The organism is Kitasatospora sp. NPDC018619, assembly GCF_044391605.1.
In the GTDB taxonomy this organism is placed as follows: Bacteria; Actinomycetota; Actinomycetes; order Streptomycetales; family Streptomycetaceae; genus Kitasatospora.
This window is the reverse complement of record NZ_JBISAI010000008.1, coordinates 153,883-170,877: the sequence shown is the minus strand read 5'-3', so window position 1 is coordinate 170,877 and position 16,995 is coordinate 153,883. Positions and strand designations below refer to the sequence as shown.

The 16,995-nt window shown below is 74.5% G+C and carries 12 protein-coding genes; 4 read left to right on the top strand and 8 right to left on the bottom strand.

Annotated elements, in window-relative coordinates; all coding sequences use genetic code 11:
• Window positions 1-5 precede the first annotated feature (5 nt).
• The 8 genes from ftsW to rsmH form a co-directional block, all read right to left on the bottom strand.
• Window positions 6-1,343: a putative lipid II flippase FtsW gene (ftsW, locus tag ACH5AR_RS14985; protein ID WP_396301808.1), complete on the bottom strand. Its 1,338-nt coding sequence runs from the start codon at window positions 1,341-1,343 to the stop codon at window positions 6-8.
• 77 nt (window positions 1,344-1,420) lie between these two features.
• A complete protein-coding gene (murD, locus tag ACH5AR_RS14980) occupies window positions 1,421-2,869 on the bottom strand; it encodes a UDP-N-acetylmuramoyl-L-alanine--D-glutamate ligase (protein ID WP_396301807.1) in 1,449 nt (482 codons plus the stop codon).
• Entirely contained in the window at window positions 2,866-3,927 is a 1,062-nt protein-coding gene (gene mraY, locus ACH5AR_RS14975; protein WP_224281570.1) for a phospho-N-acetylmuramoyl-pentapeptide-transferase, read from the bottom strand. The genes murD and mraY overlap by 4 nt, the downstream gene beginning before the upstream one ends.
• Window positions 3,927-5,330 (bottom strand): UDP-N-acetylmuramoyl-tripeptide--D-alanyl-D-alanine ligase, encoded by a 1,404-nt coding sequence (gene murF / locus ACH5AR_RS14970; protein WP_396301806.1) that lies wholly within the window; start codon window positions 5,328-5,330, stop codon window positions 3,927-3,929. Before murF ends, mraY begins: the two co-directional genes overlap by 1 nt.
• Entirely contained in the window at window positions 5,327-6,979 is a 1,653-nt protein-coding gene (locus ACH5AR_RS14965; protein WP_396301805.1) for a UDP-N-acetylmuramoyl-L-alanyl-D-glutamate--2,6-diaminopimelate ligase, read from the bottom strand. Before ACH5AR_RS14965 ends, murF begins: the two co-directional genes overlap by 4 nt.
• A gap of 7 nt (window positions 6,980-6,986) precedes the next feature.
• Window positions 6,987-9,206, bottom strand: coding sequence for a penicillin-binding transpeptidase domain-containing protein (locus ACH5AR_RS14960; protein WP_396301804.1), 2,220 nt, complete (start codon window positions 9,204-9,206; stop codon window positions 6,987-6,989).
• On the bottom strand, window positions 9,203-9,754 hold the full coding sequence (locus ACH5AR_RS14955; protein WP_396301803.1) for a cell division protein FtsL: 552 nt from the start codon (window positions 9,752-9,754) through the stop codon (window positions 9,203-9,205). Before ACH5AR_RS14955 ends, ACH5AR_RS14960 begins: the two co-directional genes overlap by 4 nt.
• A gap of 133 nt (window positions 9,755-9,887) precedes the next feature.
• Complete coding sequence (gene rsmH / locus ACH5AR_RS14950) at window positions 9,888-10,862, bottom strand: 16S rRNA (cytosine(1402)-N(4))-methyltransferase RsmH (protein ID WP_396301802.1); 975 nt, start codon at window positions 10,860-10,862, stop codon at window positions 9,888-9,890.
• A 546-nt stretch (window positions 10,863-11,408) separates the two neighbouring features.
• Here rsmH and ACH5AR_RS14945 point away from each other — a divergent pair.
• The 4 genes from ACH5AR_RS14945 (at window position 11,409) to ACH5AR_RS14930 (ending at window position 16,983) form a co-directional block, all read left to right on the top strand.
• Complete coding sequence (locus ACH5AR_RS14945; RefSeq protein ID WP_396301801.1) at window positions 11,409-11,951, top strand: beta-class carbonic anhydrase; 543 nt, start codon at window positions 11,409-11,411, stop codon at window positions 11,949-11,951.
• A 253-nt stretch (window positions 11,952-12,204) separates the two neighbouring features.
• Window positions 12,205-13,254, top strand: coding sequence for an AAA family ATPase (locus ACH5AR_RS14940; RefSeq protein ID WP_396301800.1), 1,050 nt, complete (start codon window positions 12,205-12,207; stop codon window positions 13,252-13,254).
• Between the two features lies 1 nt (window position 13,255).
• Window positions 13,256-14,578 (top strand): DUF58 domain-containing protein, encoded by a 1,323-nt coding sequence (locus ACH5AR_RS14935; protein WP_396301799.1) that lies wholly within the window; start codon window positions 13,256-13,258, stop codon window positions 14,576-14,578.
• Window positions 14,575-16,983, top strand: a complete 2,409-nt coding sequence (locus ACH5AR_RS14930) for a DUF3488 and DUF4129 domain-containing transglutaminase family protein (protein ID WP_396301798.1) — start codon at window positions 14,575-14,577, stop codon at window positions 16,981-16,983. Before ACH5AR_RS14935 ends, ACH5AR_RS14930 begins: the two co-directional genes overlap by 4 nt.
• Window positions 16,984-16,995: the final 12 nt, after the last annotated feature.

Below are 16,995 nucleotides of genomic sequence, written 5' to 3'. Positions count from 1 at the left end.
GAAATTCACCGCTCCCTGCGTGCCGGCCCCGGGGCCGGGCGCGCTGTGGTTCGTCGTCGTGGCAGCACCCGGGCCAGTTGTCTCCTGATCCGGGAGTTCTTGCTCCGGGCGGCCAGGGCCGCCTTCGCGCCGGAGGTGCTGCGCGCCAGGCACAGCAGCACACCGATCGCGGACATGGCCGACAGCATGGCGGAACCGCCGTAGGAGAACAGCGGGAGCGGGACGCCCGCGATGGGCAGCAGTCCCAGCGCCGACCCCAGGTTGATCATGGCCTGCGCCATGATCCAGGTGGTGGCGGCTCCCGCGGCGTACCTGACGAAGGGGTCCTTCGTACCGATGGCCACACGGATACCCGCGTAGCCTAGTGCCGCGAAGAGACCGAGCACCGACAGCGTCCCCACCAGACCGAGTTCCTCGCCGGTCGCGGCGAAGATGAAGTCGGTGTGCGCCTCGGGCAGCTGGCCCCACTTCTCCACGCCGGCGCCGAGGCCGGTGCCGAAGCCGCCGCCGTTGGCGAACGCGAAGACGCCGTGCAGGGCCTGGAAGCAGGCGCCCTCCGGGTCGAGCTTGGTGACGCCGATGCAGCCCAGCCGCTCGGCCCGGTGCGGGACGGTGACCACCAGCGCGGTGCAGACCACCACCGCCACCCCGAGGGTGGCCACGAACAGCCGCAGCGGCGCGCCGACCATCCAGAGCAGCGCGAACACCATGGCGACCAGGATCATCGAGGTGCCCATGTCGCCGCCGAACATGATCAGCGCGAGCAGCAGCAGGGCCCCGGGCACCAGCGGCACCAGCAGGTGCTTCCAGGAGTTGAGGGTGCCGGCCTTCTGCTTGCGGGCCAGCAGGTCGGCGCCCCAGAGCACCAGCGCGAGCTTGGCGAACTCCGAGGGCTGGAACTGGAAGAAGCCGAAGTCCAGCCAGTTCTGGTTGCCGTTGATCCGCACCCCGACGCCGGGGATGGCGACCAGCGTGAGGGCGCCGATCACCGCGATCATCACCGGGTAGACGACCACCCGCAGCACCGCCACCGGCACGGAGGCGAAGCCGATCAGCAGGACCAGGCCGAGGATGGCCGCGATCAGCTGCTTGAGGAAGTAGTACTGCGCCGAGTGGTGCTGGTTCAGGGCGAGGATCTGCGAGGCCGAGAAGACCATCATCAGGCCGAGCACGACCAGCAGCAGGGTGCTGCCGAGCACCAGCAGGTACGGGGTGAGCGGCCGGTCCAGCCAGTACCGGACCCGGGCCCGCAGGGCCCGGAGCCGGGCCAGCGGACCGGCCGACTTGTACTTGGTCGTGGTGGCGGAGATCACTCTCATCGGCTCGGCGGCGTCCTGCTTCACGACCCCGGAATCCGCTCTGCCCTGCCCCGCCACCGCTCCCCGCTCACTTTCTCCGTCCGAGGCCCGCGCCGGGCCGTCTACTCGCCCGCCAGCTCCCGCACGGACGCCGCGAAGAGGTCGCCGCGCTCGCCGTAGTTGGTGAACATGTCCATCGAGGCGCAGGCCGGCGCCAGCAGCACCGTGTCACCCGATCGGGCGAGCGACGCGGCCGTTCGAACGACCTCGGCCATCGCCACCGCGCCAGTCTGGCCCTCGGCCGCCTCGATCACCGGCACATCCGGAGCGTGTCGCTCCAGCGCCTGGCGGATCAGCGCCCGGTCCTCGCCGATCAGCACCACCGCGCGCAGCCGGTCGGCCGCGCCGCGCACCAGGTCGTCGAAGGTCGCGCCCTTGGCCAGGCCCCCGGCGATCCAGACGACCGGCCGGTAGGCGGCCAGCGAGGCGGCCGCCGCGTGGGTGTTGGTGGCCTTGGAGTCGTCGACGTACGTGACCCCGCCGACCGTGCCGACCTCGGCGATCCGGTGGGCGTCCGGGCGGAAGGCCCGCAGGCCCTCCCGGACGGCCTTCGGCTCGACGCCGTACGCCCGGGCCAGCGCCGCCGCGGCGAGCGCGTTGGCGATGTTGTGCGGGGCCGGCGGGCGGACGTCCTCGACGGCGCCCAGCTCGGCCGCGTTCCGGGCCCGGTCCGGGACGAAGGCGCGGTCCACCAGCAGCCCGTCCACCACGCCGAAGTCCGACGGGCCGGGCGCGCCGAGGCCGAAGCCGATCGCCCGGCAGCCCTCCTCGACGTCGGCCTCGCGGACCAGCGCCTCGGTGGCCGGGTCGGCCAGGTTGTACACGCAGGCGACGACGTTGCCCTCGTAGATCCGGCCCTTGTCGGCGGCGTACGCCTCCATCGAGCCGTGCCAGTCGAGGTGGTCGGGCGCCAGGTTGAGCACCGCCGCCGCGTACGGGCGCAGCGAGGGCGCCCAGTGCAGCTGGTAGCTGGAGAGCTCGACGGCGAGCACGTCGTACGGCTCCTCGGCGAGCACCGCGTCCAGCACCGAGACCCCGACGTTGCCGACCGCGGCGGTGCGCCGGCCGGCGGCGGTGAGGATCGAGGCGAGCATCTGGACGGTGGTGGTCTTGCCGTTGGTGCCGGTGACGGCCAGCCAGGGGGCGGGCTCGCCGGTGCCGGGCAGCGGCGAGCGCAGCCGCCAGGCCAGCTCGACGTCGCCCCAGACCGGCACCCCGGCCGCCGCCGCGGCGGCGAACAGCGGGCTGTCCGGCGCCCAGCCGGGCGAGGTGACGACCAGTCCGGTGCCCTCGGGCAGGCTCGCGCCGTCGCCGAGGCGCACGGTGACGCCCAGCGCCTCCAGCTCGGCGGCGCGGGCGGCCAGGCCGGGGCCGCTGCCGCCGTCCACCACGGTGACCCGGGCGCCGAGGCCGTGCAGGACGCGCGCGGCGCTGATGCCCGAGACGCCGAGTCCGGCGACGGCGACCGGCAGGCCGGCGAAGTCGGGGTTGCTCGACTGGGGGTCGGTCATCCGGTCACCCATCCCGCGTAGAACAGGCCGAGGCCGACGGCGACGCACAGGCCCTGGATGATCCAGAACCGGACGACGATCAGGACCTCGGTCCAGCCCTTGAGTTCGAAGTGGTGTTGGAGCGGCGCCATCTTGAAGACGCGCTTGCCGGTCATCCGGAAGGAGCCGACCTGGATGATCACCGAGAGGGTGATGATCACGTAGAGGCCGCCGAGCAGGGCGAGCAGCAGCTCGGTGCGGGAGCAGATCGCCAGGCCGGCCAGGGCGCCGCCGAGGGCGAGCGAGCCGGTGTCACCCATGAAGATCTTGGCGGGCGAGGTGTTCCACCACAGGAAGCCGAAGCAGGAGCCCATCAGGGCGGAGGCCACGACGGCGAGGTCCAGCGGGTCCCGGATGTCGTAGCAGTTGGCGGTCGCGGTGATCGCGTAGGCGCAGCTCTGGGTGTGCTCCCAGATGCCGATGAAGGTGTAGGCGCCGAAGACCATCACCGAGGCGCCGGTGGCCAGGCCGTCCAGACCGTCCGTCAGGTTCACGCCGTTCGACATCGCGGCGATCATGAAGTACGCGAAGATGACGAACAGGACGGGGCCGATCGCCCACTTGAAGTCCCGGACGAAGGACAGGCTCTGGGACGCCGGGTTCAGCCCGCGGTCGTCCGGGAACTGCATCGCCAGGACGGCGAAGCCGAGGCCGACGATCGACTGGCCGGCCAGCTTCGCCTTGGCCCGCAGGCCCAGCGAGCGGCGCTTGACGACCTTGATGTAGTCGTCCAGGAAGCCGACCAGGCCCAGGCCCGCGGTCAGGAAGAGCACCAGCAGCCCGGAGGCCGTCGGGCTCTCGCCCGTTATCGCCTTCGTGGCGAAGTACGCGATCAGGGTCGCCAGGATGAAGGCGATGCCGCCCATGGTGGGCGTGCCCTTCTTGCTGTGGTGCGCCTTGGGGCCGTCGTCGCGGATGTACTGGCCGTAGCCGTGCTTCGCGAGCAGCTTGATCAGGGCCGGGGTGCCGAGCAGCGACAGGACGAGACCGATCATCCCGGAGAAAAGGATCTGCTTCATTATTCGGCCGCACCGTCCGCCAGGAGGGCCTCGGCCACCTTCTCCAGCCCCACCGAACGGGAAGCCTTCACCAGGACCACATCCCCCGGCCGAAGCTGACTGCGCAGCAGCTCGACCGCCGCGTCCGCGTCGGACACCAGCACCGACTCCTCACCCCACGAACCTTCGTTCCTCGCGCCGAGTTCCATGCAGGCCGCCTCGCGTCCGCCGACCGCCACCAGCTTGGTGACGTCCAGCCGGACGGCGAGCCGCCCGATGGCGTCGTGCTCGGCCAGGCTGTCCTCGCCGAGCTCCCGCATCTCGCCGAGCACCGCCCAGGTGCGGCGGCGCTCCGGGCCCCGGCCACCGATCGAGACGAGCGCCCGCAGCGCGGCCCGCATCGAGTCGGGGTTCGCGTTGTAGGCGTCGTTCACGACGGTGACACCATCGGCCCGGTCGACGACCTCCATGCGCCAGCGGGACAGCGCACCCGCTTCGCCCAGGGCTGCCGCGGTGTCGTCGACGGACATCCCGAGCTCCACCGCCACCGCGGCGGCGGCGAGGGCGTTCGAGACGTGGTGCTCACCGTACAGGCGCAGCTGCACGGGCGCGGAACCGGCCGGGGTGGTGAGCGTGAACGATGGACGCCCGGTGGCGTCCAGGCGAACGTCCGTGGCCCGGACGTGGGCGTCCGGGGATTCCCCGAACAGGACCACCTTCGCCCTGGTACGGGAGGCCATCGCGCGCACCAGCCGGTCGTCCGCGTTGAGGATCGCGGTGCCGTCCGCGGGCAGCGCCTCGACCAGTTCGCCCTTGGCCTCGGCGATCGCCTCCTGGGAGCCGAACTCGCCGAGGTGGGCGGTGCCGACGTTGAGGACCAGGCCGATCCGGGGCGGGGTGATCGAGGTGAGGTACTCGATGTCACCCTTGTGTCGGGCGCCCATCTCCATGACCAGGTGCCGGGTGCCGGCCTCGACCCGCAGCGCGGTCATCGGGTGGCCGATCTCGTTGTTGAGCGAGCCGGGCGGGTAGACCGTCTCGCCGCGGCGCTGGAGCAGCTGGGCGATCAGGTCCTTGGTGCTGGTCTTGCCGGCCGAGCCGGTCAGCGCGACGACGGCGGTGTCCTCGGCGCGGGCGACCACGGCGCGGGCCAGCCTGCCGAGCGCCTCCACCACACTGTCGACCAGGACGGCGGGCACGCCGACCGGGCGGGAGGCCAGCACCGCGACGGCGCCGGCCCCGACCGCCCCGGCCGCGTACTCGTGGCCGTCCGCGTGCTCGCCGACGAAGGCCGCGAACAGGCCGCCGGGGACCACCTTCCGCGAGTCGACCTCGACCGGGCCGGTGACCAGGGCGTCCGGGTCGGCGCCGTCCAGCGTGCCTCCGACGGCGGCGGCCACCTCGGCGAGGGTCAGTGCGATCACTGCTGCTCTACTCCTCGGTCGCCCCGTGCGGCCGTGGTCCGCGCGATGGATTCGCGCAGCACCTCCCGGTCGTCGAAGGGGCGGATCTCGTCTCGTACGTACTGGCCGAGCTCGTGGCCCTTGCCGGCCACCAGCACGGTGTCCCCCGCCCGGGCGCGCGCGACGGCGAGCCCGATCGCCTCGGCCCGGTCGGGCACGACCAGGACGTCCCCGCGCTCGGCCTCGGGCACCGCGGCGGCGCCGGTCAGCATGGTGGCGAGGATCGCCAGCGGGTCCTCGCTGCGCGGGTTGTCGCTGGTCAGCAGGGCGGTGTCGGCGAGGCGGGCGGCGATGTCGCCCATCGGGCCGCGCTTGTGCGGGTCGCGGTCGCCGCCGCAGCCGACGACGACGTGCAGCCGGCCCTCGGTGACCTCGCGCAGCGAGGCGAGGACGGCCCGGAGGGCGTCCGGCTTGTGCGCGTAGTCGACGACGGCGACGAACGGCTGTCCGGCGTCCACCCGCTCCAGCCGGCCGGGCACGCCGGGGACGGCGGCCACGCCGGCCACCGCCCGCTCCAGCGGGAGCCCGGCGGCGACCAGCACGGTGATCGCGGCGAGCGCGTTGGCGACGTTGAACGGGCCGGGCAGCGGGACGGAGGCGGCGGCCTCGGCGCCGTCCGGGCCCAGCACCCGGAAGGTGGAGCCGACCGGCCCCAGCTCGACGTCCACGGCCCGCCAGTCGGCCCCGGCGGCGCCGGTGGCCGAGAAGGTCGTCACCGGGATCTCGGCCTCGGCGGCGAGCCGGCGGCCGTAGTCGTCGTCCAGGTTGACCACCCCGTGGCGGGACTTGCCGGGCTGGAAGAGCCGGGCCTTCGCCTGGAAGTAGTCCTCCATGTCCGGGTGGAAGTCGAGGTGCTCGGGGGTCAGGTTGTTGAACAGCGCGACGTCGTACGCGACGCCGTCGGTGCGGCCGAAGACCAGGGCGTGGCTGGAGACCTCCATGGTCACCGCGTCGGCGCCGCGCTCGGCCATCACGGCGAGGATCGCGTGCAGGTCGGTGGCCTCGGGGGTGGTGCGCTCGCTCTTGATCCGCTCCTCGCCGACCCGCATCTCGACGGTGCCGATCACGCCCGGGCCGCGCCCGGCGCCGCGCAGACCGCCCTCGACCAGGTACGAGGTGGTGGTCTTGCCGTTGGTGCCGGTCAGCCCGATCATCAGCAGCTTCCGGGAGGGGCGGCCGTAGACGATCGCGGCCAGCTCGCCCATGACGGCCCGCGGCCGGTCGACGACCAGCAGCGGCAGGCCGGTGGCGGCCGCGAGCTCGGCGCCGGCCGGGTCGGTGAGCACCGCCACCGCGCCGGACTCCGCGGCCTTGGCGGCGAAGGCCGCGCCGTGGTGGTTGGCGCCCGGGAAGGCCACGTACACGTCACCCGGGCGCACCGCGCGGGAGTCGTGGGTGACGCCGCTGACGGCGCCGCCCTCGACGGGTGGCAGGCCCAGTTCGACGGCCAGCTCGGCGAGCGGCAGGGCGGTGGTCCCGGTCGGGCGGGGCGGACTCACGGTGGTTTGATCGGGTTTCGGCACGGCGGGAAGGCTATCCGCCGAAGGGTGCCCAGGGCCAAACCGGCCCTGCGCCGCGCCGCGCTCCGCTCCGGCCCGCTCGTTGCTCATCGTTCGCTCACGGCTTCCAGTCGACGGCCAGGTTGGGTGCCGGGCTGCTGCTCGGCGGGACCTGCATGGTCTTCAGGGTGAACTCCATCACCTGCTTGAACACCGGGCCGCACAGCTGGCCGCCGAAGTGACCGTTGACCGGGCCCTGGAGGGTGCAGGAGACGGTGTACCGGGGGGCGTCGGCGGGGGCGAAGCCGATGAAGGAGGCGGTGTAGCCGTCGTAGCCGACGCCGTTGGCGGCGCCCCGGTTGGCGGTGCCGGTCTTGCCCGCGACCCGGTAGCCGGGGATGGCGGCCTTGCCGCCGGTGCCCTGCTCGTCGTCGACGACCGACTCCAGCATCGAGGTGAGCGTCCTGGCCGTCTCCGGGCTGACCACCCGGGTCTGCTCCCCCGGCGCCGTCGGCGTGTACTTGCCGTTCGGGTCGGTGACGCCCTGGACGATGCTGGGCGCGACCCGCACCCCGCCGTTGGCGATGGTGGAGTAGACCGAGGTGGCCTGGAGCGCGTTCATCTGCATCGGGCCCTGGCCGAAGGAGATGTTGTACTTCTCCGAGGCGACCAGGTCCTCCGGCTTCTTGAGCTTCCCGGCCGTCTCCGCGGGGAAGCCCAGGCCGGTCGGCTGGGCCACGCCGAACTTGCGCAGGTAGCCGTCCAGCACCTGGTTGGCCTTCAGCTGGTCGCCGTCGCCGAGGGCCTCGACCGCCTCGATGGTGCCGATGTTGGAGGACTTGGCGAGCACCCCGGCCAGGGTCAGGTACCAGGTGTCGTGGTCGACGTCGTCCTTGAACTGCTGCCCGGCCCGGACCAGCCGGTTGGGCACGGTGACCTTGGTGTCCCAGGTGGCCTTGCCGGAGTCCAGCACGGCGGCCAGGCTCATCAGCTTGGCGGTGCTGCCGGGCTCGTACGCGTCGGCCAGGGCGGGGTTGCCGAGGTCGGCCTGCCTGGACAGGCTCAGGTCGTTGGGGTTGAAGCCGGGCGCGCTCGCCATCGCGAGGACCTGGCCGGTCTTCACGTCCTGGACCACCACGTAGCCCTTCTCCGCGCCGGAGTTGGCCACCTGGTCGGTGATCGCCCGCTGGGCGGCCCACTGGATGTCCCGGTTGACGGTCAGCCTGACGTCGCTGCCGGGCACCGCCGGGTCCAGCGAGCCCCCGGCGGTGGGCACCAGCCGCCCGCCGGACTGCGCGTAGCTGCTGTGGCCGTCCTTGCCGGCCAGCAGCTTCTGGTACTGGAGCTCCAGGCCGCCGGCGCCCTCGCCCTCGGCGTTGACGAAGCCGACCAGGTTGGCCGCCAGGCCGTCCGCCGGGTAGATCCGCTTCTGGGTCTCCCGGTTGAACACCCCGGCCAGCGGGTTGGCGCACTCGTTGTCCATCCGGGTGCGTCCGCCCTGGTCGGCGGGCTTGCCGAGAAGCTTCTTCTGGGCCTGGCAGGCCCGCGAGCCGGCCTGCTTCTCCAGTCCGGACTTGAGGTCGCTGATCTGCTTCCTGGCGGCCGGGGTCTGCTGGGCCGCGAGCCGCTTGTAGCGGCTCTTGGGGGTGTGCAGGTCGGCGGCGAGCTTCTCCCTGGGCACGCCGAGGATCGGCGAGAGCAGCGCGGCCGCCTGCTCCGGCGCGTCCGGGATGCCGGTCGCCTCCGGGGTGAACATCGCCGGGTCGGCGGTGATGTCGTACGCGTCCACGGTGGCCGCCAGCGCGACCCCGTCGGAGGACGTTATCGAGCCGCGTTCGGCGGTGATCGGGATGTTCAGGTAGCGGTTGGTGTTGGCGTCGGCGGCCAGCGCGTCGGCGTCCACCAGCTGGAGCTGCACCAGCCGGCCCGCGAAGACGGAGAACACCAGCGACAGCACGAGGGTGATCGCCCGCAGCCGGCGCCTGGGCTCGGCCAGCCGGAGCGCCCTGGGGCGCGGCGAGGGACGGCGCTTCGGGCGCACCGCCGCCTGGCTGCGGGCCGGCGGGCGCCCCTCCGGGCGGCGCTGCTGCGGGGCCCGCGGGGTGCGGCCGGCCGAGGCCGACCTGGCGGGCTGGGCCTTGGCCGACTGGCCGCGGGCGGACTGGCCCTTGGCGGGCTGGGGCTTCGCGGGCTGGGCCTTGGCCGACTGGCCGCGGCCGGCCGCCGACTGGGCGCGCGGCGCGGCACCGCGGGGCACCGGACGGCGGCCGTTGCCGCCGCCGCTGCCGGAACCGCCGGAACCGGAGCCGGATCCGCCTGACTGTCGCGGGGAGGTCATCGGCCCGCACCCCCGTTCGGCTTCGCGGCCGCCGCGGGCGAGGCCGGGTTGAGCTGGATCACCGAGTCGCCGGCGGAGGCCGCCGGGGTCGGCACGGGCGGGGCCGCGGACGGCGGCGGGGCGGCCGGCGACGGCGCGCCGCCCGGCTGCGGCGCGGCCGGTGACGGCCCGGCAGCGGGCTGGCCGGCGCTCGGCTGGGCCCTGGTCGGCCACGGCTCGGCGGTGGAGCGCTTGACCGGCGGGCTGTCCTGGGCCGGCCCCGGGGTGCCGACCACCTTGCCCTGGTTCGGGACGTCCAGGAAGGCCATCCCGCCGGCCGGGACCATGCCCAGCCCGGCGGCGCGCCTGGCCAGCGCGTCCGGCGCGGAGCTCTGGTCGATCTCGTGCTGGAGGCTCTGCTGCTCGTCCGTCGCCACGGTGGTCTGCTTCTGCAGCCGGGACAGCTCGAAGGAGCCCTCGTTGAGGGCGGTGTTCAGCGCGAGCAGGCCGAGCAGCCCGGCCGCCAGCAGCACCACGATCAGCACCGCGAACGGGGTGCGCCGCTGCACCGGGCGCCTGCCCGGCCGGACCGTGATCCGCGCCCTGCCCTGCCCGGGGAGTCCTCCCCGCCCCGCCCGGACCTCACCGGCCACCGGCCCCACTGCTCTCCTCCGCCCTTCGGACCCCGCCGGGGCCGGTTCGTCAGCCCCGCTTGCTTCGGTCCCTGATCCTCTCCGCCACCCGCAGCCGTACGGGCGCGGCGCGCCGGTTCTCCTCGATCTCCTCCTCCGTGGCCAGCTCGGCACCGCGGGTGATCAGCTTGAGCCAGGGCTGGTGCTCCTCCGGGATGAACGGCAGCCCCGGCGGGGCGGTGCTGGTGGCACCGGCGGCGAAGTACTGCTTGACGAGCCGGTCCTCCAGCGACTGGTACGACATCACCGCGATCCGGCCGCCCGGCGCGAGGACGTCCAGCGCCCCGGGAATCGCCCGGTCCAGGACCTCCAGCTCGCCGTTGACCTCGATCCGCAGCGCCTGGAACGTCCGCTTGGCCGGGTTCCCGCCGGTCCGGCGGGTCGCCGCCGGGATGGCGTTGCGCACCAACTCGACCAGACGCGCGCTGGTGGTGAACGGTTCCTTCTCGCGCTCGCGCAGGATCACCGCGGCGATCTTCCCGGCGAACCGCTCCTCGCCGTACACCTTGAGGATCCGGGCCAGGTCGCCGTGGCTGTAGGTGTTCAGCACCTCCGCGGCGCTGATCCCCCGGGTCTGGTCCATCCGCATGTCCAGCGGCGCGTCCTGGGCGTACGCGAAGCCGCGCTCCGCCTCGTCCAGCTGCATCGAGGAGACGCCGAGGTCGAACAGGATGCCCTCCACCCGGTCGATGCCCAGGCGCTCCAGCACCTCGGGGATCTCGTCGTAGACGGCGTGCACCAGGGTCGCCCGGTCGCCGAAGCGGGCCAGCCGCTCCCCGGAGAGCTTCAGCGCCGCCGGGTCGCGGTCCACCGCGACCAGCCGCACCTCGGGGAACTGGGTCAGCAGCGCCTCGCTGTGCCCGCCGAGGCCGAGGGTGGCGTCCACCACGACGGCACCGGGGCGCGAGATCGCCGGGGCCAGCGCGTCCATGCACCGCTGGAGCATCACCGGAACGTGCTTGGGGCCCGGATCGTTGGTGGTCATGCGCGGTGGCGCCCTTCCTCGGTGCGGAGCAGCCCGACGTCCGGGAGCTGGGACCATTCTCGCCCACCGCGCCCCGGCACGACGAAGCGGCCCGTGGTCCCCGCCCGCTCCTGGGGAAGGTCGTGACCGCCCGGCGCCGGGGAAGGTGCGCCAGGTGGGCACGGAGCGGGAGGAGGCCACGGGCCGCTTCGACCGGGCCGCGGAGGCCGGAAGGCCCCGTTGACGGGCCCCGGCGGGTGTGCTCCACTGCGCCGCAAACTCTATCGCGCGGGCCCTGCCAGTCAATGGTCCGCTCCGGCGCACCACCCGGGCGGCGGTACGGATCACCGCAGGTCGCGGCCGTGGAGGCGGATCGCCGACGGTTCGGACCGGGGGCCTTCGGCGACGGGCGCGCGCCCCCTGCCCGCCACCGCGTGCGGGGGCGGGCCGGCCGGCCGCGGACCCGCCCCGGACGCCCCCTGTTGTGGCGATGCGCCCGACAACGGGCCGCTGTTCTGTAGCTCTCCGCGCCACCGGGCGGCCCCGATCCGCACTAACGTCGCCCCCATGACAGTGACCCCCGACCGGCCCTCGCCGAACGCCGCTGCCGCCCCCGCCCGACCCACCGTCATCGACCGCTTCGTCACGGCCAACCGCAGGTACGCGGTGACCTTCCGGGACGGCGGCATGGACGCCCGCCCGGTGCAGCGGATCGCCGTGGTCGCCTGCATGGACGCCCGACTCGACCTGTTCGCCGCGCTCGGCCTCGAACTCGGCGACGCGCACGTCATCCGCAACGCCGGCGGCGTCGTCACCGACGACACCATCCGGTCCCTGACCATCAGCCAGCGCGCCCTGGGCACCCGCTCCGTGGCGTTGATCCACCACACCGGCTGCGGCCTGCTCGGGCTCACCGAGGACTTCCGCCGCGAGCTGGAGCTGGAGGTCGGCCAGCGTCCCCAGTGGGCGGTGGAGGCCTTCGTCGACCTGGACGGCGACGTGCGCCAGTCCATGCAGCGCGTGCGCACCTCCCCCTTCCTGCCGCACACCGACGACGTCCGCGGCTTCGTCTTCGACGTCCACACCGGCCTGCTCCGCGAGGTCGGCTGAGCCACCCGCCCGACCCTGCCCGGCCGACGCCGTCCGGGCATTCGGGCGCTTCCGAATGGTGACTTCCGGCCGCCGCCCGGGGGAGAATGCGCCTGCCGGTCGGACCCCGAACCACCTGGGGCGGCCAGGCCGCGGGCCGCCTTCCCGGCGCCGGCTCCTCCTTCGGAACCGCCCCCGGGACGGCCGCGTCAAGCATGGGGTGGGGTCCGGCCTCGGGACGGGGCGGGCACAGCGTGCCAGGGAGCGTAAACGGGTGACGAGCTACAACGACCAGGCCGGACTCGGCAGTCCTTCGGGGGGCGGGAAGCAGAGGACCACCGGGTTCCGAGAGGTCGGGCTCCCCGAGCTCGCCGCGGTCGTCGACCGCGTGCGCGCCAACGTCGAGAGCGTGATCGAGGGCAAGCCGGACGCCGTGCGGATCGCCCTGACCGTCCTGCTCGCCGAGGGGCACCTGCTGCTGGAGGACGTGCCCGGCGTCGGCAAGACGATGCTCGCCAAGGCGCTCGCCCGCTCGCTCGACGCCACCGTGCGCCGCATCCAGTTCACGCCCGACCTGCTGCCCTCGGACGTCACCGGGACCAACATCTACGACCAGCAGCGGCACGACTTCGAGTTCCGCCCCGGCGCGATCTTCGCCCAGGTCGTGGTCGGCGACGAGATCAACCGCGCCTCGCCGAAGACCCAGTCGGCGCTGCTGGAGTCCATGGAGGAGCGCCAGGTCACCATCGACGGCACCAGCTACGAGCTGCCCTCGCCGTTCATGGTCGTGGCCACCCAGAACCCGGTCGAGATGGAGGGCACCTACCCCCTGCCGGAGGCCCAGCGCGACCGCTTCATGGCCCGGATCTCGATCGGCTACCCGAGCCCCGAGGCCGAGCTCGCGATGCTGGACGTGCACGGCGGCGCCAGCCCGCTGGAGGACCTCCAGCCGGTCGCGCACGCCTCCGACATCCTCAAGCTGATCGACCTGGTGCGCACCGTGCACATCGCCGACCCGGTCCGCCGCTACGCCGTCGACCTGGTCGGCGCCACCCGCACCAGCCCCGAGCTGCGCCTGGGCGCCTCGCCCCGCGCGACCCTGCACCTGGTCCGGGCCGCCCGCGCCGCCGCCGCGCTGGACGGGCGCGACTACGTCACCCCGGACGACGTCCAGCGCCTGGCCGTACCGGTCCTGGCGCACCGTCTGATGCCGACCGCCGAGACCCAGCTCAGCCGGCGCACCTCCGAGCAGATCGTGGCCGACCTCGTCGCCCGGCTGCCGCTGCCGCGCCCCCAGGGCGGCCCGGCCGGCCGGAGGGGCTGAGGTGGCCCAGTCCGACTCGGCCTCGGGGCTGCGGGCCGGGTTCCGCGGCCTCACCACCCGGGGGCGGTCCTTCCTCGCCGCCGGGGTCACCGCGGTGGCCTGCTCCTACCTGCTCGACCAGGACGCCCTGCTGCGCGTCGGCGTCCTGCTCGCCGCGCTGCCGCTGGCCGCGGTGGCGGTGGTCGCCAACACCCGCTACCGGGTGGCCAGCGGGCGCCGGCTCAGCCCGCGCCGGGCGGTCGCCGGCCAGGAGGCCAGGGTGCACCTGCGGGTCGACAACGTTTCCCGGATGCCCACCGGGGTGCTGCTGCTGGAGGACAAGGTCCCGTACGTGCTCGGGCCGCGCCCGCGCTTCGTGCTGGACCGGGTCGAGCCGCGCGGCCACCGCGAGGTCTCCTACCGGGTCCGCTCCGACCTGCGCGGCCGCTACCCGCTCGGGCCGCTCCAGCTGCGGCTGGCCGACCCGTTCGGGATGTGCGAGGTGACCCGCGCGTTCACCGCCTCCGACGTCCTCACCGTCGTCCCCCAGGTCCAGGCGCTGCCGGCGGTGCGGCTCAGCGGCGAGTGGATCGGCCAGGGCGAGAGCCGCAGCCGCTCCCTGGCGCTGGCCGGCGACGACGACGTGATCCTGCGCGAGTACCGGCCCGGCGACGACCTGCGCCGGGTGCACTGGCGCTCCAGCGCCCGGTACGGGGAGCTGATGGTGCGCCGCGAGGAGCAGCCCCAGCAGGCCCGGGCCACCGTCGTGCTGGACACCCGGGAGATCGCCCACCGGGGCAGCGGCCCCGCCTCCTCCTTCGAATGGGCGGTCAGCTGCGCCGCCTCGGTCTGCGTGCACCTGCTGGAGCGCGGCTACCAGACCCGGCTGCTCGACGACACCGGGCGGTCGGTGCCCGCCCCGGGCGCGGGCGGCGGGCACGGCGGGGCCGACGCCTCCGGGCTGATCCTGGACGCCCTCGCCGTCGCCGACCTGTCCGACGGCGGCACCCTCTCGCGCGCCGAGGACCCGCTGCGGGCCGGCGGCGAGGGCCTGCTGGTCGCCGTCCTCGGCGAGCTGGACGACGCCCAGGCCGCCCGGCTGGGCCGGCTGCGCAGCCGGGCCGGCGGGGCGATCGCCTTCCTGCTGGACACCGGCACCTGGGCCGGCCTGCGGATGCTCGCCCCGGACACCGGCGGCGACGGGTTCCGGGCGAGGGTGCGCCAGCTGCGCGAGGCCGGCTGGACGGTCCTCCCGGTGCGCGCCGGGGACTCCGTACCGGACCTGTGGCGGGCCGCCGACGGCAGCCGGACGACCGCCCCCTACCGAGAAGAGGCCGGCGCGTGACCACCCGGGCCAAACTGACCGCGTACTCGGCGCTGGCCACCGCCCTCGCCTCGCTCTGCATGATGCCGCTGCTCACCACCCGCAGCTGGCTCACCCACGCCTTCCTGGTGATCGCCGTGATCGCCGCGGTCGGCGCGGGCCTGCGCCGCGCCCCGGTGTACCGGTGGACGGTGCCGGCCGGGCAGCTGCTCGTGCTGCTCCTGCTGCTGCTGCTCGGCTTCTCCGGCGGGGTGCTGCCCGGGCCGACCACGCTGCGGGCCCTGGCGCAGGTCCTCTCGGCCGGCCTGGACGACATACAGCAGTACGCCATCCCGGCTCCGCCCACCGCCGGGCTGCGGCTGATCCTGGTCTCGGCGGTCGGCCTGATCGCCGTCGCCGTGGACGCCGTCGCGGTGACGTACCGGCGCTCGGCGCTGGCCGGGCTGCCGCTGCTGGCGCTCTACTCGGTCGGCAACGGCCTGTCCGGGGAGCACGGCAGCTGGGTCTGGTTCGGCCTCGCCGCGGCCGGCTACCTGCTGCTGCTGTTCGCCGAGGGCCAGGACCGGGTCTCCCGCTGGGGCCGGGTGTTCTACGGCGGGTCCCGCAGCTCCGCGGAGTCCGGGCGGGTCAGCCCGGGCGGCCGCCAGGTCGGCGTGCTGGCCCTGGCGGTGGCGCTGCTGCTGCCGGTGGTCCTGCCGCACTGGAGCTCCGGGCTGCTGCACCCCGGCTCCGACGGGTCCGGGGGCAAGGGCGCCGGGGGGAGCCTGTCGACCAGCCTCGACCCGCTGGTCAGCCTGGAGGCCGCGATCTCCAAGCCGACCGACGCGGAACTGCTCCGCTACACCCTGGAGGGCCCGCTGGCCGACCAGACCTACCTGCGGACCGGCTCGCTCGACCAGTTCGACGGCACCAACTGGAAGCTCGGCAGCAGCACCGTCACCGACTTCCGGGCGACGCTGCCCGCCCCCGAGGGCCTGCGCGAGACCCAGCTGCCCCGGATCGAGGTCGACGTCGACGTCACCGACCGGCTGGAGGGCAGCTGGCTGCCGATGCCCTACCCGGCCGCCAACGTCCAGGTCCCCAATCCGGGCGAATGGCGGCTCGTCCCGCTGACCCGCACCGTCCTGCCCGCCGGCGACAAGGCGATCCGCGGCCTGAAGTACCACGTCAGCGCCCTCGACGTACGGCCGACCGCCACCGAGCTGCGGCTCGCGGCCACCGCCCCGCAGGACATCAGGGAGCGCTACACCGCTCTGCCGGCCGACCTGCCCCCGGTGGTCGCCGACCAGGCCAGGGCCGTCACCGCCGGGGCCAGGAGCGACTACGACCGGGCGACGGCGCTGGTCAACTGGTTCACCGGGCCGGGCTTCACGTACGACACCTCCGTCCACGGCGGCACCGGCAGCGACGCCATCTCCGTCTTCCTGCGCGACCGCCGGGGCTTCTGCGTGCACTTCGCCTCCACCATGGCGGCGATGGCCCGGGTGCTGAAGATCCCGGCCCGGGTGGCCGTCGGCTTCACCCCCGGCGACAACAAGGGCGGCGACGTCTACGCGGTGACCGGCCGGATGTACCACGCCTGGCCCGAGCTGTACTTCGAGGGCTACGGCTGGCTGCGCTTCGAGCCGACCCCGAGCCGCGGCGTCCCGGCCCGCTACAGCGAGGCGTCCGGCACCCCGACCAGCGCGCCGACCTCGCAGCCGACCGCCGCCCCGCAGACCGCCTCGGCCGCCCCGGTGCCCAGCGCCGGCCCGGACTGCACCCCCAAGCAGCGCCAGCTGGGCGAGTGCGGCCCCCAGGGCAGGACCGTCGGCGCGGCCGCCGAGGAGTCCTGGCTGCTCTCCGGCCAGGTGCTCGGCACCCTGGCCGCGGTGCTGGCACTGATCGCACTGCTGCTCGTCCCGATGCTCTGGCGCACCGCCGTGCGCCGTCGCCGGCTGGGCGGCGGGCGGCGCGGGCCCGGCGCGGGCCCGGCCGACGCCCGGGTGCTGGCCGCCTGGGAGGAGCTGGTCGACTCCGCCTGGGACCTCGGAATTCCCCCGGACGAGTCACGCACGCCGCGGTCGGCGGCCCGCCGGATCACCGAGGAGGCGCACCTGGACGAGGAGGCGGCGGCGGCCACCGGCCGGCTGGCGCTGGCCACCGAGCGGGTGCTCTACGCCCCGGCCGGGCAGCCGGCCGCGGAGTCGTCGGCCGCCGACGTCCGTGCCGTCCGGCGCGGGCTGCGGGCGGCGGCCGGCCGGCGCGGGCGCACCAGGGCGCTGCTGCTGCCGGCCTCCTCGGTCCAGCTGTGGTGGCGGGCCTCCGACGCCGGGCGGGCGGCCCGGGCGGCCGTCGCCACCGCCGTCGGCCGGGCCGGCGAGCGGGCCGGCGCGCCGGTGCGCAGGGTCCTCACCCGGCGCAAGCGGTCCACGCCGGAGACCTGAGCCGGACACGGA